Genomic DNA, 21,954 nt, shown 5'->3' on the forward strand with positions numbered 1-21,954 from the left:
ATTCTGCATTCGCTGCCGAACTGCGCGCCGCGTCGTTCGTCACTGCGTCGCATTCGTCGTCATCACATCGGACGGTTGACATGGAAGCGCGGCCGGCCCAGCGCGATCCGCTTGCGCTCACTCGCCCGACAACGCGTGCGCCAATCGCTCGATCAGCGCCCGCACGCGCCTCGGCTGCACGCCTCCGCGCGGATAGACGATCTGCAAGTCGACTTCGCCCGGCGAGAAGTCGCGCAGGATCTCGACGAGCGCGCCGGACGCCAGATCCCGCTCGACGTCGAGCAGCGACTTCAGCGCGATCCCGTGCCCGGCGACGCACCACGCGCGCACGAGCGCGCCGTCGTTCGCCACGCGCCGTCCGCGCACCATCACGCGCTTCAGTTCGTCGTCGATCCGAAATGGCCATTCCGCATATAGCTCCTGGCCGAAGCGCATCACGATGCAGTCGTGCTCGGCGAGGTCGCGCGGATGCCGCGGCGTGCCGTGCGCGGCCAGATACGCGGGCGCCGCGCACACCGCGCGCCGCGACCGGCCGAGCGAACGGCTGCGCAGCGTGCTGTCCGCGAGCGTGCCGCGCCGGATCGCGAAATCGAGCCCCTGCCCGACGAGGTCGACGTAACCGTCGCCGAGATGCAGGTCGACCGTCACGCCCGGATGCTCGGCGAGGAACGCATCGACGACCGGCACGACGCGCGCCTGCCCGAGATCGGCCGGCGCGCTCAGCCGCACGGGCCCCGACAGCGTCTGCGCGCCGCGCCGCACGCGGCTTTCCAGTTCGTCGGCCTCGGCGAGCAGCCGCCGCGCGCCGGCGACCAGCGTGCGGCCCTCGTCGGTCAGGCTGATCGCGCGGGTCGTGCGCGCGAGCAGTGCCGCGCCGTAGTAGCTCTCGAGCGCCGCCAGCCGCTCGGAGACCGTGGCCGGCGACAGGCCGACCTCGCGGCCGGCCGCCGCCAGCCCGCCCTTTTCGACGATGCGCAGGAACAGCGCAAGGTTATCGAGCAGCATTCTTCGCTTCCTCCGAAGGATATTTTCGAAGTCTGCCCAATTATCCGGATTGGCCGCAAGCGCTACAGTGAACGCTCACCTGCCGACGCCCGCATGCGCGCCGGCCCCGACGAACGGAGGACGTACGACATGGAATACCGCACGCTCGGCCGCTCCGGCCTCAAGGTTCCCGTGCTGAGCTTCGGCGCGGGCACGTTCGGCGGCGCCGGCCCGTTGTTCGGCGCGTGGGGCAACACGGGCGTCGACGAAGCGCGCCGGCTGGTCGACATCTGCGTCGAGGCCGGCGTGAACCTGTTCGACACGGCCGACGTGTATTCGGACGGCGCATCCGAGCGCGTGCTCGGCGCCGCGATCCGCGGCCGGCGCGACCGGGTACTGATCTCGACCAAGACGGGCCTGCCGACCGGCGACGGCCCGAACGACGCCGGCACGTCTCGCGCGCGGCTGATCCGCTCCGTCGACGACGCGCTGCGCCGCCTCGATACCGACTACATCGACCTGCTGCAGCTTCACGCGTTCGACGCGGCGACGCCGGTGGAGGAAGTGATGTCGACGCTGGACGACCTGGTCCGCGCGGGCAAGCTGCGCTACATCGGCGTATCGAACTTCTCCGGCTGGCAGATCATGAAATCGCTTGCGGCGGCCGAACGGCACGGCTGGTCGCGCTACGTCGCGAACCAGGTCTACTACTCGCTCGTCGGCCGCGACTACGAATGGGATCTGATGCCGCTCGGTGCGGACCAGGGCCTCGGCGCGCTCGTGTGGAGCCCGCTCGGCTGGGGCCGGCTCACCGGCAAGATCCGCCGCGGCGCGCCGCTGCCGGAACGCAGCCGCTTGCACGACACGGCCAGCTTCGGGCCGCCCGTCGACGACGAACGCCTGTACGACGTCGTCGATGCGCTCGACGCGATCGCCGACGAAACCGGGAAGACGGTGCCGCAGATCGCGCTGAACTGGCTGCTGCAGCGGCCGACCGTGGCGTCGGTGATCGTCGGCGCGCGCAACGAGGAACAGCTGCGCCAGAATCTCGGCGCGGTCGGCTGGTCGCTGACCGATGCGCAGATCGCCAGGCTCGACGCGGCGAGTGCGGTCGAGGCGCCGTATCCGCATTTCCCGTATCGCCGGCAGCACGCGTTCGCGCGGCTCGATCCGCCGATGCGCGGGTAAGCGGATCGGGGCGCCGCTGCGGCGTGACGTGCCGTGAGGTACCGTGGCGTGCCGTACCGTGACGTTCCGCACTGGGATGCGACGTGACGTGATATGCCGCGCCGTGACGTCACGCGCCGCACCGGGGGCGCCGCCACGGCCATCACCGCCCGGCCAGCACGCGGTCGATCATCTCGCCGATCCGGCGCGCAAGCGCATCCATTCGCTCGGCCGGCACGCCGCCGTAGCCGAGCACGAGTCCGTTGTAGCCGTGCGCGGCACCCGGCAGGCAGAACGACGACAGCGGCCGTAGGATCAACCCGTGCGCGTACGCGACGCGGCTCAGTTCCGTATCGGCGACCGGCACGTCGAGCCGTGCGGACAGATGCATGCCGCCCGCGCCGCCCGACACCGTCAGCCGCGTGCCGAGCCGCCGCGCCAGCGCGTCGTGCAGCGCGTCGCGCCGCTGCGCATATACGCGGCGCATGCGTCGCAGATGCCGCGCGAAATGCCCGGCCTCGATGAACTCCGCGAGCGCACGCTGCTCGACCGCGCGGCCCTGCAGCAGCAACGCGCCCGCCGCGTCGCGCAGCGGCTGCGCGAGCGCGCGCGGCACGACCATGAAGCCAAGCCGCAACGCGGGGAACATCACCTTGCTAAACGTGCCGACGTAGATCACGGGCGCGTCGTCCACGAGGCCCTGCACGGCCGCATGCGGCGTGCCGTGGTGGCGGAATTCGCTGTCGTAGTCGTCCTCGACGATCCACGCGCCGGCCGCCCGCGCGTGCGCGACGAGCGCGAGCCGCCGCTCCAGGCTCATCACTGCGCCGAGCGGATACTGATGCGACGGCGTGATGTAGACGAGCTTCGGCGGCCGATCGCGCCAGTCGTCCGGATGCGGCGCCAGCCCTTGCGCGTCGACGCCGATCGGCTCGACGCGCAGATCGGCCGCCAAAAACGCGTTGCGGGCGCCGTGGTAGCCGGGGTTCTCGATCCATGCGACGTCGCCCGCGTCGGCCAGCGCGCGTGCGCACAGGTCGAGCGCGCTCTGCGTGCCGTCGGTGACGATCACCTGCGCGGCGTCGCAGCGCACGCCGCGCGACACACGCAGATACCCGGCGATCGCTTCGCGCAGCACCGCATCGCCTTCGGCGGGCTGATAGCCGAGTTGCGCGGAGCCGGCCGCGCGCCATGCGCGTTCGATGCAGCGCCGCCACTGCACGAGCGGAAATTCGTCGACGGCCGGTGCGCCGGGCATGAACGGCAGCGATTCGTCGACACCGCTCGTCGCGCGCTCGGCTTGCGCGACGCGCCGCGACAGTACGGCCGTATCGCCGGCGGGCGCCGCAGCGCTGTCTTGCGACCCGCGCAAGCCCATCCGCGCGACCACCGTGCCCTGCCGCGTGCCCGTCACGAACCCTTCCGACGCGAGCCGCTCGTACGCGTACAACACCGAATTGCGCGCGATACCGAGTTCGTCGGCCAGCGTACGCGACGCGGCCAAGCGCGCGCCTTCGGCGATCCGGCCGCCCAGGATCGCGGCGCGCAGACACGCGTACAGCCGCTGCTGCTGCGACATCCGCGCGGCCGCGTGCGGCCCCGCTTCGCGCTCGAAGGTCGACAGCAGCACCGCGTAATCCATCGTGGCTCCAGAATGTGTGGGTGTCATGGGTCTACACATGGTGCCACGAAGTTCTTATCGTGGCGGTCTGTCTTGCGTTTCCGGCCGTGCCGGCAACGCCTTCTTTCATCCATCCACGAGAGATTCGCGACCATGAACGCAACCGACGCCGGCGTGACCGTACGCGCCGTACGCGAAGACGATTTCGACGACTGGCTGCCGCTGTGGGACGGCTACAACCGCTTCTACGGCCGCTTCGGCGACACCGCGCTGCCGCGTGAGATCACGCAGCTCACATGGTCGCGCTTCTTCGACGGCTACGAGCCGGTGCACGCACGTGTCGCGGAACGTGCCGGCCGGCTCGTCGGGCTCGCGCATTTCCTGTATCACCGCAGCACGACGCTCGCCGGGCCGACCTGCTATCTGCAGGATCTCTTCACGCTCGAAAGTGAGCGCGGCAAGGGCGTGGGGCGCGCGTTGATCGCAGCGGTGTACGACGCCGCCCGCGCACAGCGTGCCGAACGCGTGTACTGGCAGACCCACGAAACAAATCGCACGGCGATGCGCCTTTACGATACCGTGGCCGAGAAAACCGGATTCGTGATCTACCGGAAAGTGTTGCCGCGCTGATCGCGGCAGCGCAGTCGCGACGCATTCAGTCCAGCGGCCGCGCCTTGATCCACAGGAACAGCGGCACGCGCGACCACTGCTTCAGCGTGTCCGTGTCGGCGCGATCGGGCAGCGGCTCGCGCAGCGATACGATCGCGAGGCCGGCTGCCTCCAGCGCGTCCGTGTACGCGTGAAGCGGCAGCGACCAGCCCGCGAAGTGCATCGATAACCCGTCGCGCGTTTCCACGCCTTCGAAATGCTCGCTGCCGAAGTACGTACCGTCGAGCACGAACGGCGCGTCGGGCTGCGGCCCCGCAAAACGGCCGCGATCGCGAAACGGATGCACGATCGACACGAACAGCAGCCCGCCCGGCTTCAGCACACGGCGCGCTTCGCGCAATGCGGTTGCCATGTCGTCAAGGTCCATCAGCACGTTGTATGCCATCACGAGATCGAAACTGGCCGGATCGAACGGCAGCGAGGCGGCATCGGCAAGCGCATAACGGTGCGCGGAATTCGCGCGGCGCGCGGCGTCGAGCATCGCGGGTACCGCGTCGCTCGCGGTCACGTCGTAGCCGAGCGACTTCAGCTCGCGACTCACGCGGCCCTCGCCGCAGCCAATCTCCAGTGCGCGGCCGGTGCCGCGCCCGATGTACGCGGTCAGCCCGTCGCGATACTTCCAGAACGCATCGTGACCCGGCCTGCCGGCCCAGTCGATCCATTGGCTGGCGACGTGCGTCCAGTGTCTTGCAATGGGTTTCGTGTCGGTCATGTCGGCTCCCGCTCCGCGTCCGTGATGCTGGCCCAGGATGCGCATGGTAAGCCAAGCGGCACGGCGCGTGAGCGGGATTCCGGTGCGGCGCGTACCGCTCGGCGCAGCACGGGCTGGTTTCCGTTTCCGGCATCGCCGTCCTACAGTTACGGGAAACACCTTGCGCAGCGGCGATCGCGCGCGTCCGGTCCGCGCCTGCCGATGCGCACCCGATTTCGAGGAACGTCCATGCCGAGTATCGTCGCCGGCCCCGCCACGCTTCCGCCGAGCCCCGTCGCCGCCGAAACGCGGATGGTGCACGACGTCGCCACGCTTCGGCCGTCCGGCTATCGTTCGGCCGACGGTGCGCCGTGGGTCATCGCGACCATCACGCCGGCCGCGGACAGCGGCGCGAACGTGACCGGCGCCACCTACTTCGATACCGCGACACAGCAGACCGTCGCGGTACCCGACGCGCGCCGCCGCTACGCGAATCGCGGCACGTGGCAGATGGTCGCGAGTTCGAGCCCGTCGGTGCCGGCCACGGGCCGCTACGACTGGCTGACGCTCGCATGGCTGCCGATCAACCGCCGGCCGCTGCCGAGAACGCCCGAGCATCTGTATTCGCCGTTCGTCCACGGCGGCACGATCGTGTACCGATGGAATCCGGCCGCTCAGGGCGGCGAGCAGTTCGGTAACGTGCGGGTGATTTTTCCCGAATGGGCGCGACAGGTCGCGGACGTGCTGCGCGCCGCGCCCGCCGACGACACGCGAGCAGCCGCCGCTTCGCGGGCGTCGCCGCTCGATCGCGTCGAGCAGGACACCAATCCAATGACCGCCGTACTGGACTTCGGCGCCGCGCTGCAGCAGGAACCGGCCGATCGGATCGCCGCGCGCCTGCCGGCGCTGCTGCGCGCGAGCGACCTGCACGAAGTATCGGCGATCGTGTTCCAGTGCTTCGCCGCATCGCGCGAAGACGATCGGCCGCGCTTCGTCGAAGCGATCATCGGGTCGGTCTTCTCGATCGACGACCACGCGCGGCTGCTCGCGATCGCGTACGGCGCGTTCGCGGCCGGCAACGCGCCGCCGCGTCCGTTCGGCGATGCCGCGCAGACGGCGCGCATCAACGACGTGTTCCGCGCATTGAAGCAGCGCACGTCGGCGCTCGGCGTGCCGGCCGGGCAGGGGTCGCCGTGGTACGAGTTCTTCACCGCGTACCGGCTCGGCGGCGCGGCATCCGTCAACGGACGGTAATCGCCGGCCAAGCGCCGGCACCGCGACGGCAACGGTCGATTTCTTGCGCGCGTCGGCGCTGGCCGCGCCGGCGGCTTCATGGTTCATCGGCGCATCGGCGCGGCGGCGCGGCGGCGCGGCGGCGAATGAATGCCGAACCGATGCTCGAACTTTCCCGTCTTTTCGACGAATTGAATGGATTCGCCGCGTGTTAGATTCAGTTCCGGCTACCCAGCCTGTTCAAAATAACCCCAATCAAAAGACCAAACCATGAAATCTCTTTTCCGTCATGCCGCTCTGGCACTGGTGACGATCGGCTTTCTGTCGGGTTGCGCAAGCAGCGTGACACGCGATGCGAGCAAATCGGCGGGGGCCCCCGTAACCGCATCGACGGCCCACTTCGGCACGAAGCCCGTGATCGTGAAGGTCACGCTCGACGATACCGCGCGCGAAGAATTGAAAGACAACCTGAAATTCGACGCGAAGAAACTGCAGGAGAAACTCGAAACCGCGCTCGACGCGCGCAAACTGCTCGCCAAAGCGGATGCCGCCGATGCGATGCACCTGAATGTCGAAATCACCGGCATCCGCGTGCGGTCGAGCTTCTCCGCGGTCATGTTCGGATTCATGGCTGGCAACGATCATGTCAACGGTACCGTGACGCTCGCCGATGCCGACAATCATCCGGTCGACAACTTCAAGGTGTCGGCGTCGTATGCGCTCGGCGGCATCGCCGGCATCGACAGCATGCGCATGGACTGGCTGTACGAGAAATTCACCGAGGAGACGCTCGCGACGCTCGATCCGGCAACCGCTGCGAAGCAGGCGGGCGCGGCGCCGGGCAACTCGAAGAAGCTGTAAGGTCCGACGCCTGGCCGGTCGCGGAATCTCCGGATCGCGGCCCGCCAGGCAGCGGTCGCGGCGCCCGAGCACGCTGCAGCGAACGCCGACTGCCGACTGCCGACGGAGAAACGGCCGTCGACCAGATATTCGTGGATCGGATACCGTCCGCGCCTGCGCTGATCAGCATATCGATCGTTCACGATCACGTCGCGCTGACCGCCGGCCCGATCCGATTCCCGGGTCGTCCTCATCGAAGCGGTGGTGTCCCGCGTACCGGCGGCCTTCGACAGATGATCCGCCATATCGCCGGACGCGGAAACGCGCCGTGGCCGCCACCGCGGGAACCCCGCATACGCTGCCGGGTCGAAGCGCGACACGGACCGTCCACGGTGTCGCTTTCACCGCCCCCCTCTCCATCCTGATTCTCTCGCTTCCATGCTGAGCCTCGGCCCCTTCTCGATCCGCGTCGTTGCGGTAGCCGCCGCCGCGCTGCTGGCGTGGCTCGTCGCCCGCCTCATCCAGCGCCGCCCACCCGACGGCCGGCACAAGACCGCATCGAGCCTGATCCTGGACGTGCTGCTGCTCGGATTGATCGCCGCACGCATCGGCTACGTTGCGCAATGGTGGCACGACTATGCGGCCGCGCCGCGCTCGATCGTCGCGCTCGGCGACGGCGGCTTCGACTGGCGCATCGGCATCGCGGCCGCCCTCATGTTCGCGGTGTGGCGGCTGCGCCGGCTCCCGGCGCTGCGCAAGCCGGTGGCGGCCGGCATCGTCGCGGGGCTCGCCGCGTGGGGCATCGCGCAGGGCACGCTCGCGACGCTGCAGCGCGTCGCGCCGCCATTCGCCGCGATGCAGCTCGAAGCGCTCGATGCGACGCCGGTGCTGCCGCAACGCTTCGCCGGCAAGCCGGTCGTCGTGAACCTGTGGGCAACGTGGTGCGCGCCTTGCCGGCGCGAGATGCCGATCCTCGAACAGGCACAGCGCGATCACCCGGAACTCGCGGTGCTGATGCTCAATCAGGGCGAAAACGCGCAAGCCGTGCGCGCGTTCCTCGAGCAGCAGGGGCTGCGCTTCGACAACGTGCTGCTCGATCCGTCGCTGCATGCGATGCATGCGTATGGCTCGCGCGGACTGCCGACCACGCTGTTCTTCAATGCGAACGGTGAGCTGGTCGAATCGCACATGGGCGAGATCACTGCGGCGCGGCTGAAGGACGCCGTTGCGCAGCGCTTCGGGCAGTGACGACCGGCGAACGGCTGCGGCCGTGACCCTCGGCGATTGGGGAACGCACGCGTGGAGACTCGCTGCATGTGCGCGCATTCGCGACGGCCGGGGGACAGCAGCGTGACGGGTTGCGCGTCGGCTGACGCGCTGGCGCTTTCGGGCACCACTGCCGTTTGACACGCTCTCTGACACATCGCCGACGAAGCGGCGATGCGGCCCGATCGTACGATCGCGCCGGATTCACTGACAGGCAAGCATCTGAAACATCGATCCGCCTGGCGATACCGGCAAAGCGAATCCCAGCCGCTCCTGACGCCGGCCCAACTCCGCTAGAGTGACTGCATGTTATCGCGTGAATGCACGCATCATTTCGGCATGCCGAGCAGGTGCCGACACGGCGTCGATATCCATCGCGTGAACGGGCGGGCCCGCAGGTGCGGACGCACCAGCGGGCCGCTGACCACAACCCACACACTTGGAAGTTGGTCATGGCTGACGCGGAATATATCGCAGCGGCGCTTTCACAAGATTGCTTCGCCGATACCCCGGAATCCCGCCGATTTCGCCGCACCTTGTTGTCTTCGCAGTCCGTCGGTGACGAATCACACTATCGATCCTGCAATGAGCCAAGCGCCGCCGGTGAAGCGCCCCTGTTCAAGTTCGGCGTGAGCCGGTCAGCACGTTTCGCCGGCACCGCACCCTCTCCACTGAGATCCGGCTTCGGCGTATGCGTTCGGTGGTGGTCGGTGAGCGCGGCCACGACAGAGACACTCATGTTGAAACAGCACGCTGCCATATGCGAACACCGAGCGTCTGCTCCGAAGCCGGTTCTCGTCGCCCTCCCCTCTGCGCATCTCGTCCATTATTCAAAAAATCGCGACACGCGACGATATAGTTTCACAAACGTATCGGATTAAAATTCATTAAATTCGAGACATTCGTTCAAATCATTTCAATCCTGGATTTATTGAATAATTTCGACCCCCATCTGAATATTTTTTTATTTATTTTTCGCCATGCTGATCAAACCGTGTTTCAAACGGCAAACGTTTGCGCGACACGGTAGCGACGGTGGCCAACGTATCGCCGATCGATGTTCCACGCAGTTCCCTGCATCTCGCTCATTTTCGCGCCTGCGGCACGGCGAATGCGGTCGTCCGCGGCACGAAAACGAACATTCCATCAACACGAGGACGACATGTCACAACCGTTTACCCATGACGATCTGTACGCGCTTCTGCAACTCGCCGGCAACGATGCAACCGCCGTGCAGGCGAACGGCGACCAGGCAGTGCTCGACCGGATGCGCCAGTTCATGACCGCGCAGCTCGTGGAAAAGCTGCCGCAATACGATGTGTTCGTCGACATCGCGACGATCCCGTACAGCTTCGACGTCGGCAGCTGGCAGAACAAGGTGAAGACCGATGCGGCGGGACAAGTGGTCGCGTGCACGGTCACGTGGGCCGGCGCGCCCGGCGTGCTGCCCGGCGCCGCGGCGAAGTTCGGCGTCGGCGCGGTGGTCAACTACTTCTCGAAGGCGACGCCGCAACCGCAACCCGCGCAGCCGGACACCACGGCAACCGGCGGCGAACGCGACGGCGTCTTCAATCTGCCGCCGAACATCAAGTTCGGCGTGACGGCACTCGTCAATTCGGCCGCGCAGCAGACGATCGAAGTCTTCGTCGACGACAACCCGAAACCGGCCGCGACGTTCCAGGGCGCCGGCACGCAGGACGCGAACCTGAACACGCAGATCGTCAACTCGGGCAAGGGCAAGGTGCGCGTGGTCGTGACGGCGAACGGCAAGCAGTCGAAGATCGGCTCGCGACAGGTCGACATCTTCAAGAAGACCTACTTCGGGCTGGTCGGGTCCGAGGACGGCACGGATGGCGACTACAACGACGGGATCGCGATCCTGAACTGGCCGCTGGGTTGACGGGCCGAGTATTGCGTCGAAGTAATCCGCCGGGCGCTTGGCCGCCCGGCGGTTTGCGTTGTCGCGCTCGATGCGTGTCGCGGACATCGCGCACACGCTTTCGAGCCGGCTCGCGCGCGCCTTGCGAGCCGTCGACGGAATCGGTTCACTGACCGTTCGCTCGTCCCAGCCCGACGACCGGGGAATGTGCGGGCGACGTCCGGCCCGAAACGATATCGGCGAATGATGTTGCGTTCCGTCACGCCGCCGCAGCAAACGCGTATGCGCCGCTCAACCGGCCTGCGGCGCAGTGACCTTCGACATCGCGACCGGCTGCGACCATTCGGCCGCCGCGAGGCGCGTGGTCGCGGCGCGCGCGACCCGGTCGAACGCCACCCGCTGCTGCCCTTTCAGCACCGCCGCATTTGCCGCCTGCACCAGCGCGACCGGATCGACCGGGCGATTGTTCCGCCGCATCTCGAAGTGCAGGTGCGGGCCGGTGGCCGTGCCGGTGCTGCCCACCGCGCCGAGCCGCTGGCCGCGCGCGATCCGCATGCCGGTGCGCAGCGACGGCTCGAACGCCGACAGATGCGCGTAGTACGACGCATAGCCACGGTCATGCCGCACGACCACGTATTTCCCATAGCCGCCAGGCTCCGTGCCGATGAACGACACGACGCCGCGCTCCGACGCGTGGACTGCACGGCCCGCGGGTGCCGCGAGATCGACGCCGGAATGCACGTGACGCACGCCGCTCACCGGGTGCACGCGCGTACCGAAATGCGAACTGGTGCGTGTCGCGCTGACCGGCATCGCAAAGCGGGTGCCGGCGAACGGCGCGCCGTCGAGACCGTAATACGCGCCCGGCGCTCCCGCGTGTGCGGAAAACCACACCGCGGCGACCCGCTGGTCGCGAAAACGGATATCCAGCGCCGTCACACGCGGGCGGCCGGGGCGCAACGCATCGGCGTCGGGTTCGAATGCCACTCGGAAGGTATCGCCGGCGACGCCACGCTGCGACACGTCGAGCCGCCCGGCCAGCAGCCGCAGGACCTGCGCGGCGACACCGGCCGGCAGCCCGTCACGCGCGAGCGATCCGCGCAGGCTGCCGCGGATCGCGCCGGCCCGCGTGCCGCTCTGCGGCTCAGCAAGCATGAATGGCTCGGCAGCCGACAGATCCGCGCGACGCGGCTCGAATACCGATCGCGTGCCGGCCACCGGTAGCGGCGATGCAAAACCGTAGGCGAAACGCCCGGCATAGCCGCGCTCGATCGCCGCACGCGCGGCATCGCACAGGACGACGTACGGCGCACAGGCGCCGGCGCGCACGACGAACATGCCGGGATACGCGTCCGCATGCACGCGCGCCATCCGTGCGTCCAGCGCGACGCCCGGCGTCGCCGACGGAGCCAGCAGGCCGCCCCAGATGGTCCGGGCGGAATTGAAGAACGGCACGTCGACAAGGTCGGCCGCCTGCGTCGCTGCGGGCGGAAGGCGCCCGGCATCGGCGAGCGCCATTGCGAAAGCGCCCTGCGTGCCGGCAACGCACGCCGCCGCGACGATGCCGTGCGCGAGCGCGCGGCGAATCGGAAAGCGGACGGCGCCGCATCGCGCGGATCGACCTCGTTCGCGTGCGAGACGTAAACACAGGTCGAACCGCATCGCGTCGTCACTCGCTATCAATGAAAAACTGAAAAATAACCGGGTGACGCGGACGAACGATCGTCGCGCTCCGATAGCCTGACAGCGAGTGTATCGGCGCGGCGAATATGCCTGAATAGGACAAATCCTATTTTTTCCAACATCAACTTAGTACACGAATGAAATCGAAATTCCGCCGGGAAAACGCGTGAAATCGGACCTGTGCGCTCGCGCCACATCGCGCATCGCGTGTACAGTCGAGGGTTGCCCGCGCGCGGGCGCACGACCGCGACCACGGCGGGTGTGCCGCGCGTCGCGGCCTGTGTCTTCAAATTGGAATTCCGCCATGTTTCTCGATCATCTTCATCCGGAACGCTGGACGTTCCTGTGGAATGCATTGTCCACGCTCTCGCTCAGGCTCTGCGGCGGTCTCGCACTGCTCGTCGCCGGCTGGTGGCTGTCGAAACGCATCGGCAACTGGCTGAATCGGCTGCTCTCGAACAAGGAACGCGTCGACGACACGCTGCGGCCGATCCTCTGCGACGTCGCCGTGTGGGGCATCCGCATCGTCGCGATCGTCGGCGCGTTGTCGCAGCTCGGCATCGAAACCGCGAGCATCATCGCGGTGCTCGGCGCGGCCGGCCTCGCGATCGGCCTCGCGCTGCAAGGCACGATGCAGAACATCGCGGCCGGCATCATGCTGTTGCTGCTGCGGCCGTTCAAGGTCGGCGATTACATCGACGGCGGTTCCAGCGTCGCGGGCACGGTCGACGAGGTCGGCCTCTTCATGACGCGGCTGACGAAACCGGACGGCATTTGCGAATACGTGCCGAATAGCGCGCTGTGGGGCAGCGCGATCCGCAACTACACGCGCAACCCGACACGCCGTCTCGATCTCGAAGTGGAAGTGTCGGTGCACGACGACATCGACCGCGCGCTCGACGCGCTGCGTGCGCTGGCCGAAGCCGATCCCGACGTGCTGAAGGATCCCGCGCCGGACGTGATGGTGATGCGCTTCGACGACAGCACGGCGATCGCGAACATGCGCGTGTGGACGCACACCGACAAGTTCTGGGCCATGCGCTGGCGCCTCGCGCGCCAGGTGCGCAAGACGCTCGACGATGCGGACTGCGCACTGCCGATCCGCACGCGCGAGCTGCACATCGTGCACGACGCCGAACAGCAGACGCGGCCGGGCGACCCGCGCCGCGTGCGGGCGTCGTAGCGGCGGCGGCGCAGCCGCGCGGCGCCGCGCGGTTGCGCGCCCGCCCGGCGTCGTTACATCCTGGCGATCGAACGCGCGGTGCGATCACGTTGCCGACGCCGGCCGCGCAGACGTGCGCGAGCACCGTCTCGGCGCGAAACGGGTTGTCGAGCGAGGGTTTGGCGACAGTCTATCGACGCCGTCCGGCAATATCTTTGCTTTTCGCTTCTTCGTTTCATACAGTTTCGAGAGAACCGTCTACGGAGACGCGCGGATGAACAGAAATCGAGCTTCGGTCCACCTCGGCGCGTATGCGGAATTCGTCGAACGCGCGCTGCGCAAGCAGGCCTGTGTGTCGTCGATCCGGTCCAGCGTCGCGCGTGCCGGCGCGGATGCTTGATCGCCCCTTCGCCCTGCACGGGCGTCCGCTGTCGATCATCAACCCATGGAGCGCTACCCGATGAAATCCTTCACGCCTTCGATGTCGATTGCAGCGACGATCGCCGTCGCGCTTGCACTGGGCGCGTGCGCGACGCAGCCGCCTTCCCCTCTGCCGCCCGATGTCGCCGGGCGCGACACGCAGACCGCCCACGCTACCGCGTCGATGGTCGGCGGCGATCGCGATGCGCACGGTTGCATCGGCTCGGCCGGCTACGCATGGTGCGAACAGACGCAGCAATGCGAACGCCCGTGGGAACTCGCGAAGCAGAAAGGCTTTCAGAATTCGGCGCAGGCGTACGAGCAGTTCTGCCGCAACAATTTGGCGAAGTGACGGCGTCGCGGCGCGATGCCGCGACGTCACGATGAAATATCGATGCGGCGCTCGGGGCGCCGGGGGCGTCATATCGGGCATTGAACCGATGCATTCGCGAAGCGACGAATGAATCGGTGTTTGTCCGTTACGCCGCTGCGTCGCTCCACGCCGGTGCCGCACATGCCGAACGCGTGCGTCCGCACTTCTCCGCTTTCCGCCGCTTTCCCCGTTCCGCGCGCCCGCTTTCCGGAAACCCGGACACGCAAAAAACCCCACGAAAACAAGGATATTTCGCGCGTGCGACACGGGAATCGAGTTCGGTTATATTACGCGCCCCTTGCCATCCCGGCCCCGCCGGACACATCGCGCACAGTCTCTGTCGACACTGCCTGAAGCACCGTCCGGCGAGCTTTGCCGCACGGGCCTGCATGCGTCGCGCACGACGGCGGTGCACGCGTGCGCATGCGTACGAAGCCGATCCGAAGGTGTCCTTCGCAACGGCTTCACGTGCGCAAATGCAACGGCGAACGCGGCCGATCCGGAATTCCGGATTCGCGGTCCGGATCTCCGGATACGGAAACCGGATCCGGTCCGGCACGGCCGGGCGAGGTGGCAAACCGATGCATCCAAGTTGAAAAAGGGATCTGCTGTGATCAAAACGTTACGGGTAATACTGTCGGCGCTCGCGCTGTGCGTCGCCGCGTCGTCCGCGCACGCCGCCGATACGAAGAAGGTCGACGTCCTGCTGGTGGGCGGCGGCATCATGAGTTCGACGCTCGGCGTGTGGCTGCACGAGCTTCAGCCCGACTGGTCGATGACGATGGTCGAACGCCTCGACGGCGTCGCGCTGGAAAGCTCGAACGGCTGGAACAACGCCGGCACCGGCCACTCGGCGCTCGCGGAGCTGAACTACACGCCGGAGAAGGCGGACGGCAAGATCGACATCTCGAAGGCCATCGAGATCAACGAGTCGTTCCAGATCTCGCGCCAGTTCTGGGCGTGGCAGGTCCGGCAGGGCGTGCTGAAGAACCCGCGCTCGTTCATCAACTCGACGCCGCACATGAGCTTCGTGTGGGGCGACGACAACGTCCGCTTCCTGAAGAAGCGCTACGACGCGCTGCAGGCAAGCCCGCTGTTCCGCGGGATGCAGTATTCGGAAGACTACGACCAGATCAGGCAGTGGGTGCCGCTGATGATGGAAGGCCGCGACCGTTCGCAGAAGGTCGCCGCGACGTGGACGCCGATCGGCACCGACGTGAACTTCGGCGAGATCACGCGCCAGTTCGTCGGCTACCTGAAGACGCAGCCGAACTTCACGCTGTCGCTGTCGAGCGAAGTGCGCGAGATCACGCGCAACGCGGACGGCACGTGGCACGTGTCGTGGGTCAAGCTGCATTCCGACGAACCGCCGCAGGCCGTCGACGCGAAGTTCGTGTTCATCGGCGCGGGCGGCGGTGCGCTGCATCTGCTGCAGGCGTCGGGCATCCCTGAAGCGAAGGACTACGGCGCGTTCCCGGTCGGCGGCTCGTTCCTCGTGACCGACAACCCCGAAGTCGTCAAGCGGCATCTCGCGAAGGCATACGGCAAGGCGTCCGTCGGCTCGCCGCCGATGTCGGTGCCGCACCTCGACACGCGGATCATCGACGGCAAGAAAATCATCCTGTTCGGGCCGTTCGCGACGTTCTCGACCAAGTTCCTGAAGAACGGCTCGTACTTCGATCTCGCGAAGAGCACGAACCTGCACAACGTCGCGCCGATGATGCGCGTGGGCGTCGACGAATTCCCGCTCGTCCAGTATCTGGCCGGCCAGCTGATGCTGTCGGACGACGACCGCTTCCACGCGCTGAAGGAATATTTCCCGGACGCGAAGAAGGAAGACTGGCGCCTGTGGCAGGCCGGCCAGCGTGTGCAGATCATCAAGCGCGATCCGAAGAAGGGCGGCGTGCTGAAACTCGGCACCGAGATCGTCAGCTCGCAGGACGGCAGCATCGCGGGCCTGCTCGGCGCGTCGCCGGGCGCGTCGACGGCCGCGCCGATCATGCTGAGCCTGATGCAGAAGGTGTTCAAGGACAAGGTCGCGACGCCCGAATGGCAGCAGAAGATCCGCCAGATCGTGCCGAGCTACGGCACCAAGCTGAACGACAGCCCGGCGAAGGTCGTCGAGGAATGGACGTATACGAGCGACGTGCTGCAGCTGTCGCCGCCGCCGAAGATCGACATGGCGGCGCCGTCGCAGGCACCGGGCGCGGCGCCTGCGCGCGCGGCGAAGGCATCGGCGGACATGGCGCTGTAACGCGTCCAGCCCCGATTCGCCGCACCGCACGGCCGCCCTTCGGGGCGGCCGTTTTTCATGGCGGTGGCCGGCGGGCGCGCCGTGCTGCGGCGCGGGACGGCGGCCGCCGCCGCGGCCGGGAGACCCGCCGCTGGCTCGCCATTGGCCGTCTGCCGCCGGTTGTCTGTTTCCGGTGTCCGTCGCCGGCCGCCCGCTGCTGCTCGTCTGCTGCCGATGCCCGCCGCCGGTAGTCCGCTGCCTGCCCCCGCATCCGCTAGAATTGCGGGCACGCGCGACGTCGTCGCCACCCGATCCACCATCCGCATCGACGCGGTCCATGCGACCGCCGGTGCGGCCCGCGCCCGAGCCGCGCGAGCGCCGCACCTCGCTGCCGCGCCCGCCGGGCGCGCCACCAACCGAACTCAGCTGGAGAATGACCGTGTTTACCTGCCGAAACCAGAGCTGCGGCACGCAGTGGGAGACGTCCGACGTCGTCATCAAGGACGAAGGCCAGGGGCTGCTGTTCCGCTGCCCGCTGTGCGGCGCCCGCAACTATCTCGAACGCTTCGAAGACGACGAAGGCAACGTCCTCTACGAGCAGATGGAAGGCCGCCCTTACCTCGGAGATCTGTCTTGACGCAATCGACCGCCACGCCGTTCAGCGCGCTGCCGCTGACGCCCGCCACGCTCGCGAACCTCGCGCAGCTCGGCTACGTCGACATGACGCCGATCCAGGCCGCGAGCCTGCCGATCGCGCTGGCCGGCCATGACCTGATCGCGCAGGCGAAGACGGGCAGCGGCAAGACCGCCGCGTTCTCGCTCGCGCTGCTCGCGCGCCTCGACGCGCGCCGCTTCGACGTGCAGGCGATGATCCTGTGCCCGACGCGCGAACTCGCCGACCAGGTCGCGCAGGAAGTGCGCCGCCTCGCGCGCGCCGAGGAAAACGTGAAGGTGCTGACGCTGTGCGGCGGCACACCGATGCGCCCGCAGGCGCAGAGCCTCGAACACGGCGCGCATATCGTCGTCGGCACGCCGGGCCGGATCATGGATCACCTCGACCGCGGCAACCTGAAGCTTGATGCGCTCAACACGCTCGTGCTGGACGAAGCCGACCGGATGCTCGACATGGGCTTCTTCGACGACATCGCGAAGGTCGCGCGGATGTGCCCGACGACGCGCCAGACGCTGCTGTTCTCGGCGACCTATCCGGACGGCATCGCGAAGCTGAGTCAGCAATTCCTGCGCAATCCGAAGGAAGTGAAGCTCGAGGAGCGCCACGACGACAGCAAGATTCGCCAGCGCTTCTACGAAGTCACGGAAACCGAGCGGCTGCACGCGGTCGGCCAGCTGCTGAACCACTACCGGCCGGTCAGCACGATCGCGTTCTGCAACACCAAGCAGCAATGCCGTGACCTGCTTGACGTGCTGCATGCGCAGGGCTTCCACGCGCTCGCGTTGCACGGCGAGCTCGAGCAGCGCGAGCGCGACCAGGTGCTGATCCAGTTCGCGAACCGCAGTTGCTCGGTGCTGGTCGCGACCGACGTCGCCGCGCGCGGGCTCGACATCGCGCAGCTCGAGGCCGTGATCAACGTCGACGTGACGCCCGATCCCGAAGTGCACGTGCACCGCATCGGCCGCACCGGCCGCGCGGATCAGGAGGGCTGGGCGCTGAGCCTCGCGAGCATGGACGAGATGGGCCGCGTCGGCGCGATCGAGCAGGCGCAGAAGCGTGAGGTCGAATGGCATTCGCTCGCCGAGTTGAAACCGACCGGCAACGATACGTTGCTGCCGCCGATGGAAACGCTGCAGATTCTCGGCGGGCGCAAGGACAAGATCCGCCCGGGCGACGTGCTCGGCGCGCTGACCGGCGACGCCGGATTCGACGGCAAGCAGATCGGCAAGATCAACGTGACCGAGTTCTCGACCTATGTCGCGATCGAGCGCGGTGTCGCGCGCGACGCGCTGCGCAAGCTCAATGCCGGGAAGATCAAGGGCAAGCGGGTCAAGGTCCGGTTGATGGACGAAGCGTGATCGCAAGCGGCGCGGCGGCCGTCACGGCAGCCGCGCCGCGTCACGCCAGCTCGGGATATCCGTGCGCGGCCGCATCCCGCGCGAGCGCGTCAATCGTGTCGTATGCGCGCGGCGGCACACGTTCGAAACCCTTCAGCCGCAGCTCCGCCGCCCGTTCCGCGTCTGCCGCGATCGCGTGATCCAGCGCATCCTGCAACGCCTCCACCCGCCTTCCTTCGAGCGTCTTCGACGCGATCAACGGCAACCCGGGCGCCGAAGCCGTCATGCCGATGATCCGGATCTCATTCAACAATTCGGGCAGCGCGTCGCGCACATACGCGAACGTCACGCAGTCGATCGCCGCGCAATCGGCAGCGCCGTCGGCCAGTGCACGCAGCACGTTCAGGTGCGAGCCGAACGATTCGGCCGAGCCGAAGAAACGTCCGTCGTGCGCGTGCGGCGCGACCGCATGCCGGAATGCGTTCATTCCGCTGTGCGAATCCGCGCCGTTGAATGCCGCGCGCAGGCCGCGACAGGCCGCAAGTGTCGTCGCACCGCCCGCATGCACGCGTGCCGACACGACCAGCACGCTGCTGTAGCGTGCGCCGTCGCAGCCCGGCGCGTCGAACGCCGGCGTCGCGATCAGGTGGACGACATCGCGCAAGCCGAGCATCCGGTACGGATAGCCGCACGTCTGCGACAGCAGCAGGTCGTTGCGCCGCCACAGCGCATGCAGATCCCCGAACGGCTCGTCGAGCAGCGCGACGCCGCCCGGCCCGCCGGTGCGTGCGAACGCATCGAGCGCGTCACGCAGCAGCGCACGCCACAGTGCGGCGTGGCGCGGCGTCACGTTGTACATCGGCAGGGCGGCGATCCATTGGCTCATGCGCGCATTCTACGCATCGGCCGTGCGTTCGAGGAAGGCGGTTCGCGCGCATTTGGCGCAATTCATCTTCCATTCATGGCTACCGATACTTATCGGCCGCGCAGCGATAAGCAAATGCAAATTGCTTGGTTGGCGCGATTGTGCGGCGCGGTTAGCGTTCCAGTGTCGCGATCGCTTCGAGCGAGCGCGCGCCTGTCGGCCAACCGCATCGTGTCCCGCACCGGGGCGCGATCGTCCGCTATCCGTATCACCCGTACCGCACGTTTCGTCCCGCCTGAGCATCATGGCCGAATACTTCGACGTCGACCACGCGCGCGCGATCGCCACGCTCGACGCCCGCTTTACCGCCCGCACCGAGTGGCCGACGTGGCTGCTGATCGTCGCGATCTACGGCGGCTGGCTCGCCGTGCTGCTGCTCGTGCGTGCCGGGTGCCTGCCGCTCGCGGCCGCGACGCCGCCGCTGATCCTGCTCGGCGCGTGGCACATGTCGCTGCAGCATGAACTGCTGCACGGCCATCCGACGCGCTCCGCGTTCGTGAACCGGCTGCTCGGCTATCCGCCGCTGACGATCTGGTATCCATACACGCTCTATCGTGACACGCACCTCGAACATCACCGCGACGAGGATCTGACCGTTCCCGGCGTCGATCCGGAATCGAACTACGTGTCGCGCGACGAGTGGGCGCGACTGCCGCGCTGGCGCCGCGCGCTGACGGTTGCACGCACAACGTTCATCGGACGCCTGGTGTTCGGGCCGCCGACGAGCATCGCTGCAATGTTCGCCGACGCATTCCGCACGTTCCGGCGCGGCGACTTCCGCTATCTGCCGATGTGGGTCGCGCACGCCGCATGCGCGATCGCGCTGCTCGCATGGCTGCAGCGGGCAATCGGCGTGCCGTGGCGGTATTACCTGCTGGCGATCACGTGGCCGGCGCTGTCGCTCGCGATGATCCGGTCGCTGTTCGAGCACCGCGCCGCGCGGCACCCGAAGGCGCGCATCGTGATCAACGAAGCCGGCCTCGCGATGCGGCTGCTGTACCTGAACAACAACTATCACCTCGTTCATCACGACCTGCCGAAGCTGCCGTGGTATGACCTGCCGCGTGCGTACCGGATGCGGCGCGACGCGTATGCGGAAAAATGCGGCGGTTTCGTGATACGCGGCGGCTATCGCGAACTGCTGGCGCGCCACGCGTGGACGCCCACCGACGGGCCCGTGCATCCGTTCGACCACGGCACGGCGTCGCTGTCGACGGGGAGCGGCGCGAAGGTCGCCGCGGTCGACGGGTATCTTCAGATCAGTACATGAATCGGCCGGCCGGGCGCGCTTCGCCGCGAAGCCGCCTGTTCCGTCGGCGGCCCCGGCAACGCCGTGAGCGCGCCCGCTCGCACGTTTCTTACGAACTGCCGACAATCGCTGATCGTCAGCGGAGAATTGCCAATTCCATCGGCTATGCCCAGAATGACGGCTCGTCCGGGGCTTCCAACAATCATTCGCCCCGGCTCAGCCCGCCGGCCGCGCGCCGCACTTCCCCGAACGACGATGCAACCCAACACCTCGCACGGCGCGATCCGCTCGATCGGCAACGACTGGTCCGTCTCCGCGATCACCGCGGGCTTTCTCGCGGTGCTGATTTCCTATGCGGGGCCGCTCGCGATCTTCTTCCAGGCGTCACAGGCCGCACATGTATCCAACGAGATGGTGACGTCGTGGGTCTGGGCGATCTCGGTCGGCGCCGGCGTGTCCGGGCTGTTCGCGAGCTGGAAGCTGAAGGTGCCGGTCGTGACCGCGTGGTCGGCGCCCGGCACCGCGCTGCTGGTCGGCCTCTTTCCGCAATTGACGCTGCACCAGGCCGTCGGCGCGTACATCACGGCCGCGTTGATCATTCTCGCGATCGGCATCACCGGTTATTTCGATCGCCTCGTGCGCCACATTCCGCGCGGCATCGCGTGCGGGATGATGGCCGGCATCCTGCTGCCGTTCGGGATGCACGCGTTCTCCGCGGCGACCGCGCAGCCGGTGCTCGGGTTCGGGATGATCGCGGCGTACGTGATCTTCAAACGCCTGCTGCCGCGCTACAGCATCGTGCTCGTGCTGCTCACGGGCGCCGCACTCGCGACGCTGCTCGGGATGACGCACGTCGGCAACGTGTCGCCGAGCATCGCGCGGCCGATCTTCATCGCCCCCGAATGGACGCTCGGTACGACGCTCAGCCTCGCGCTGCCGCTCGTCGTCGTCAGTCTTACCGGCCAGTTCCTGCCGGGGATGACGATCCTGCGCGTGTCCGGCTATCACACAAGCGCGCGGCCGATCATCACGGCGACCAGCGTGATGTCGCTCGTGGTCGCGTGTTTCGGCGGAATCACGATCGTCGTCGCGGCGATCACCGCGGCGCTGTGCACCGGCAAGGATTCGCACGAGGATCCGGAGCGTCGCTATATCGCGGGCATCGCGAATGGCGTGATCTATCTGATCGGCGGGCTCTTTGCAGGGACGATCGTCGCGCTGTTCTTCGCGTTGCCGAAGGCGTTCGTCGCGATCCTGGCGGGGCTCGCGCTGATCGGTGCGATCGGCGCCAACGTGCACGGGATCTTCGAGGACGACGACCATCGCGAAGCATCCGTGATCACGTTTCTTGCGACCGCGTCGGGGATGACGTGGCTCGGGCTCGGGTCGGCGTTCTGGGGGATCGTGATCGGGTCGGTCGCGTATGCGGTGTTGAGCAGGGCACGGGGGCGTCGAGGGGATTGACGGCGTGCGCCGCGCCGCTACGCTCGAGCGCGCGTTGCCGTGTCTGCTCGGGCGCAGGATCGTCGGATCTCGCGATTCGCTTCAT

General features: G+C 67.6%; 19 protein-coding genes. 14 read left to right on the forward strand and 5 right to left on the reverse strand.

What is annotated here, in order from left to right:
* Positions 1–117 precede the first annotated feature (117 nt).
* Complete coding sequence (locus BSE24067_RS06435) at positions 118–1,005, reverse strand: LysR family transcriptional regulator (protein ID WP_151065408.1); 888 nt, start codon at positions 1,003–1,005, stop codon at positions 118–120.
* 129 nt (positions 1,006–1,134) lie between these two features.
* Here BSE24067_RS06435 and BSE24067_RS06440 point away from each other — a divergent pair, with 129 nt between their 5' ends.
* Positions 1,135–2,172, forward strand: a complete 1,038-nt coding sequence (locus tag BSE24067_RS06440; RefSeq protein ID WP_151065409.1) for an aldo/keto reductase — start codon at positions 1,135–1,137, stop codon at positions 2,170–2,172.
* 142 nt (positions 2,173–2,314) lie between these two features.
* Here the strand turns inward: BSE24067_RS06440 and pdxR are convergent, their stop codons facing one another.
* Positions 2,315–3,793 carry a MocR-like pyridoxine biosynthesis transcription factor PdxR gene (gene pdxR, locus BSE24067_RS06445; protein ID WP_151065420.1) on the reverse strand — a complete coding sequence of 493 codons (1,479 nt, stop codon included), beginning with the start codon at positions 3,791–3,793 and terminating at the stop codon, positions 2,315–2,317.
* Positions 3,794–3,925: 132 nt separating this feature from the next.
* Between pdxR and BSE24067_RS06450 the strand changes: the two genes are divergently transcribed.
* Entirely contained in the window at positions 3,926–4,402 is a 477-nt protein-coding gene (locus tag BSE24067_RS06450) for a GNAT family N-acetyltransferase (protein ID WP_151065410.1), read from the forward strand.
* 25 nt (positions 4,403–4,427) lie between these two features.
* Here BSE24067_RS06450 and BSE24067_RS06455 read toward each other — a convergent pair whose 3' ends face one another.
* Entirely contained in the window at positions 4,428–5,153 is a 726-nt protein-coding gene (locus BSE24067_RS06455; RefSeq protein ID WP_151065411.1) for a class I SAM-dependent methyltransferase, read from the reverse strand.
* Positions 5,154–5,381: 228 nt separating this feature from the next.
* Here BSE24067_RS06455 and BSE24067_RS06460 point away from each other — a divergent pair, with 228 nt between their 5' ends.
* The 4 genes from BSE24067_RS06460 to BSE24067_RS06475 all read left to right on the forward strand — a co-directional run bounded on the left by BSE24067_RS06460 (position 5,382) and on the right by BSE24067_RS06475 (position 10,371).
* A complete protein-coding gene (locus BSE24067_RS06460) occupies positions 5,382–6,386 on the forward strand; it encodes a hypothetical protein (protein ID WP_151065412.1) in 1,005 nt (334 codons plus the stop codon).
* 249 nt (positions 6,387–6,635) lie between these two features.
* Positions 6,636–7,226 carry a DUF4410 domain-containing protein gene (locus BSE24067_RS06465; protein ID WP_151065413.1) on the forward strand — a complete coding sequence of 197 codons (591 nt, stop codon included), beginning with the start codon at positions 6,636–6,638 and terminating at the stop codon, positions 7,224–7,226.
* A 417-nt stretch (positions 7,227–7,643) separates the two neighbouring features.
* Positions 7,644–8,453: a TlpA disulfide reductase family protein gene (locus BSE24067_RS06470; protein ID WP_151065414.1), complete on the forward strand. Its 810-nt coding sequence runs from the start codon at positions 7,644–7,646 to the stop codon at positions 8,451–8,453.
* 1,180 nt (positions 8,454–9,633) lie between these two features.
* Positions 9,634–10,371: a fucose-binding lectin II gene (locus BSE24067_RS06475; protein ID WP_151065415.1), complete on the forward strand. Its 738-nt coding sequence runs from the start codon at positions 9,634–9,636 to the stop codon at positions 10,369–10,371.
* Positions 10,372–10,641: 270 nt separating this feature from the next.
* On the opposite strand, the gene BSE24067_RS06480 is transcribed toward BSE24067_RS06475, so the two are convergent.
* Positions 10,642–12,012, reverse strand: a complete 1,371-nt coding sequence (locus BSE24067_RS06480; protein ID WP_151065416.1) for a M23 family metallopeptidase — start codon at positions 12,010–12,012, stop codon at positions 10,642–10,644.
* Positions 12,013–12,337: 325 nt separating this feature from the next.
* On the opposite strand from BSE24067_RS06480, the gene BSE24067_RS06485 reads away from it, so the two are divergent.
* The 6 genes from BSE24067_RS06485 (at position 12,338) to dbpA (ending at position 18,252) form a co-directional block, all read left to right on the forward strand.
* On the forward strand, positions 12,338–13,216 hold the full coding sequence (locus tag BSE24067_RS06485) for a mechanosensitive ion channel family protein (RefSeq protein ID WP_151065417.1): 879 nt from the start codon (positions 12,338–12,340) through the stop codon (positions 13,214–13,216).
* Positions 13,217–13,469: 253 nt separating this feature from the next.
* Positions 13,470–13,595: a hypothetical protein gene (locus tag BSE24067_RS32770; RefSeq protein ID WP_279612899.1), complete on the forward strand. Its 126-nt coding sequence runs from the start codon at positions 13,470–13,472 to the stop codon at positions 13,593–13,595.
* 60 nt (positions 13,596–13,655) lie between these two features.
* Positions 13,656–13,967 carry a hypothetical protein gene (locus BSE24067_RS06490; protein WP_151066179.1) on the forward strand — a complete coding sequence of 104 codons (312 nt, stop codon included), beginning with the start codon at positions 13,656–13,658 and terminating at the stop codon, positions 13,965–13,967.
* Positions 13,968–14,598: 631 nt separating this feature from the next.
* Positions 14,599–16,242 carry a malate dehydrogenase (quinone) gene (mqo, locus tag BSE24067_RS06495; RefSeq protein WP_151066178.1) on the forward strand — a complete coding sequence of 548 codons (1,644 nt, stop codon included), beginning with the start codon at positions 14,599–14,601 and terminating at the stop codon, positions 16,240–16,242.
* 418 nt (positions 16,243–16,660) lie between these two features.
* Positions 16,661–16,858 carry a hypothetical protein gene (locus BSE24067_RS06500; RefSeq protein WP_059447636.1) on the forward strand — a complete coding sequence of 66 codons (198 nt, stop codon included), beginning with the start codon at positions 16,661–16,663 and terminating at the stop codon, positions 16,856–16,858.
* Positions 16,855–18,252 carry an ATP-dependent RNA helicase DbpA gene (dbpA, locus tag BSE24067_RS06505; RefSeq protein WP_151066177.1) on the forward strand — a complete coding sequence of 466 codons (1,398 nt, stop codon included), beginning with the start codon at positions 16,855–16,857 and terminating at the stop codon, positions 18,250–18,252. Before BSE24067_RS06500 ends, dbpA begins: the two co-directional genes overlap by 4 nt.
* A gap of 40 nt (positions 18,253–18,292) precedes the next feature.
* Here the strand turns inward: dbpA and BSE24067_RS06510 are convergent, their stop codons facing one another.
* Positions 18,293–19,117: a phosphate/phosphite/phosphonate ABC transporter substrate-binding protein gene (locus tag BSE24067_RS06510; protein ID WP_151066176.1), complete on the reverse strand. Its 825-nt coding sequence runs from the start codon at positions 19,115–19,117 to the stop codon at positions 18,293–18,295.
* A 283-nt stretch (positions 19,118–19,400) separates the two neighbouring features.
* On the opposite strand from BSE24067_RS06510, the gene BSE24067_RS06515 reads away from it, so the two are divergent.
* Together BSE24067_RS06515 and BSE24067_RS06520 are read left to right on the forward strand one after the other, a co-directional pair.
* Entirely contained in the window at positions 19,401–20,426 is a 1,026-nt protein-coding gene (locus BSE24067_RS06515) for a fatty acid desaturase (RefSeq protein ID WP_151066175.1), read from the forward strand.
* Positions 20,427–20,660: 234 nt separating this feature from the next.
* Positions 20,661–21,869 carry a benzoate/H(+) symporter BenE family transporter gene (locus tag BSE24067_RS06520; protein WP_151066174.1) on the forward strand — a complete coding sequence of 403 codons (1,209 nt, stop codon included), beginning with the start codon at positions 20,661–20,663 and terminating at the stop codon, positions 21,867–21,869.
* Positions 21,870–21,954: the final 85 nt, after the last annotated feature.

The sequence above is a fragment of the Burkholderia latens genome, assembly GCF_902499045.1.
GTDB lineage: Bacteria > Pseudomonadota > Gammaproteobacteria > Burkholderiales > Burkholderiaceae > Burkholderia > Burkholderia latens.

What these genes read in the sequence shown, in the direction of transcription:
- BSE24067_RS06475 (WP_151065415.1), top strand. Translation starts at nt 9,634, where the DNA reads ATGTCACAACCGTTTACCCATGACGATCTGTACGCGCTTCTGCAACTC.
- BSE24067_RS06485 (WP_151065417.1), top strand. Translation starts at nt 12,338, where the DNA reads ATGTTTCTCGATCATCTTCATCCGGAACGCTGGACGTTCCTGTGGAAT.
- BSE24067_RS06455 (WP_151065411.1), bottom strand. Translation starts at nt 5,153, where the DNA reads ATGACCGACACGAAACCCATTGCAAGACACTGGACGCACGTCGCCAGC.
- BSE24067_RS06460 (WP_151065412.1), top strand. Translation starts at nt 5,382, where the DNA reads ATGCCGAGTATCGTCGCCGGCCCCGCCACGCTTCCGCCGAGCCCCGTC.
- pdxR (WP_151065420.1), bottom strand. Translation starts at nt 3,793, where the DNA reads ATGGATTACGCGGTGCTGCTGTCGACCTTCGAGCGCGAAGCGGGGCCG.
- BSE24067_RS06520 (WP_151066174.1), top strand. Translation starts at nt 20,661, where the DNA reads ATGCAACCCAACACCTCGCACGGCGCGATCCGCTCGATCGGCAACGAC.
- BSE24067_RS06480 (WP_151065416.1), bottom strand. Translation starts at nt 12,012, where the DNA reads ATGCGGTTCGACCTGTGTTTACGTCTCGCACGCGAACGAGGTCGATCC.
- BSE24067_RS06465 (WP_151065413.1), top strand. Translation starts at nt 6,636, where the DNA reads ATGAAATCTCTTTTCCGTCATGCCGCTCTGGCACTGGTGACGATCGGC.
- BSE24067_RS32770 (WP_279612899.1), top strand. Translation starts at nt 13,470, where the DNA reads ATGAACAGAAATCGAGCTTCGGTCCACCTCGGCGCGTATGCGGAATTC.
- BSE24067_RS06510 (WP_151066176.1), bottom strand. Translation starts at nt 19,117, where the DNA reads ATGAGCCAATGGATCGCCGCCCTGCCGATGTACAACGTGACGCCGCGC.
- BSE24067_RS06515 (WP_151066175.1), top strand. Translation starts at nt 19,401, where the DNA reads ATGGCCGAATACTTCGACGTCGACCACGCGCGCGCGATCGCCACGCTC.
- BSE24067_RS06490 (WP_151066179.1), top strand. Translation starts at nt 13,656, where the DNA reads ATGAAATCCTTCACGCCTTCGATGTCGATTGCAGCGACGATCGCCGTC.
- BSE24067_RS06440 (WP_151065409.1), top strand. Translation starts at nt 1,135, where the DNA reads ATGGAATACCGCACGCTCGGCCGCTCCGGCCTCAAGGTTCCCGTGCTG.
- BSE24067_RS06470 (WP_151065414.1), top strand. Translation starts at nt 7,644, where the DNA reads ATGCTGAGCCTCGGCCCCTTCTCGATCCGCGTCGTTGCGGTAGCCGCC.
- BSE24067_RS06450 (WP_151065410.1), top strand. Translation starts at nt 3,926, where the DNA reads ATGAACGCAACCGACGCCGGCGTGACCGTACGCGCCGTACGCGAAGAC.
- BSE24067_RS06435 (WP_151065408.1), bottom strand. Translation starts at nt 1,005, where the DNA reads ATGCTGCTCGATAACCTTGCGCTGTTCCTGCGCATCGTCGAAAAGGGC.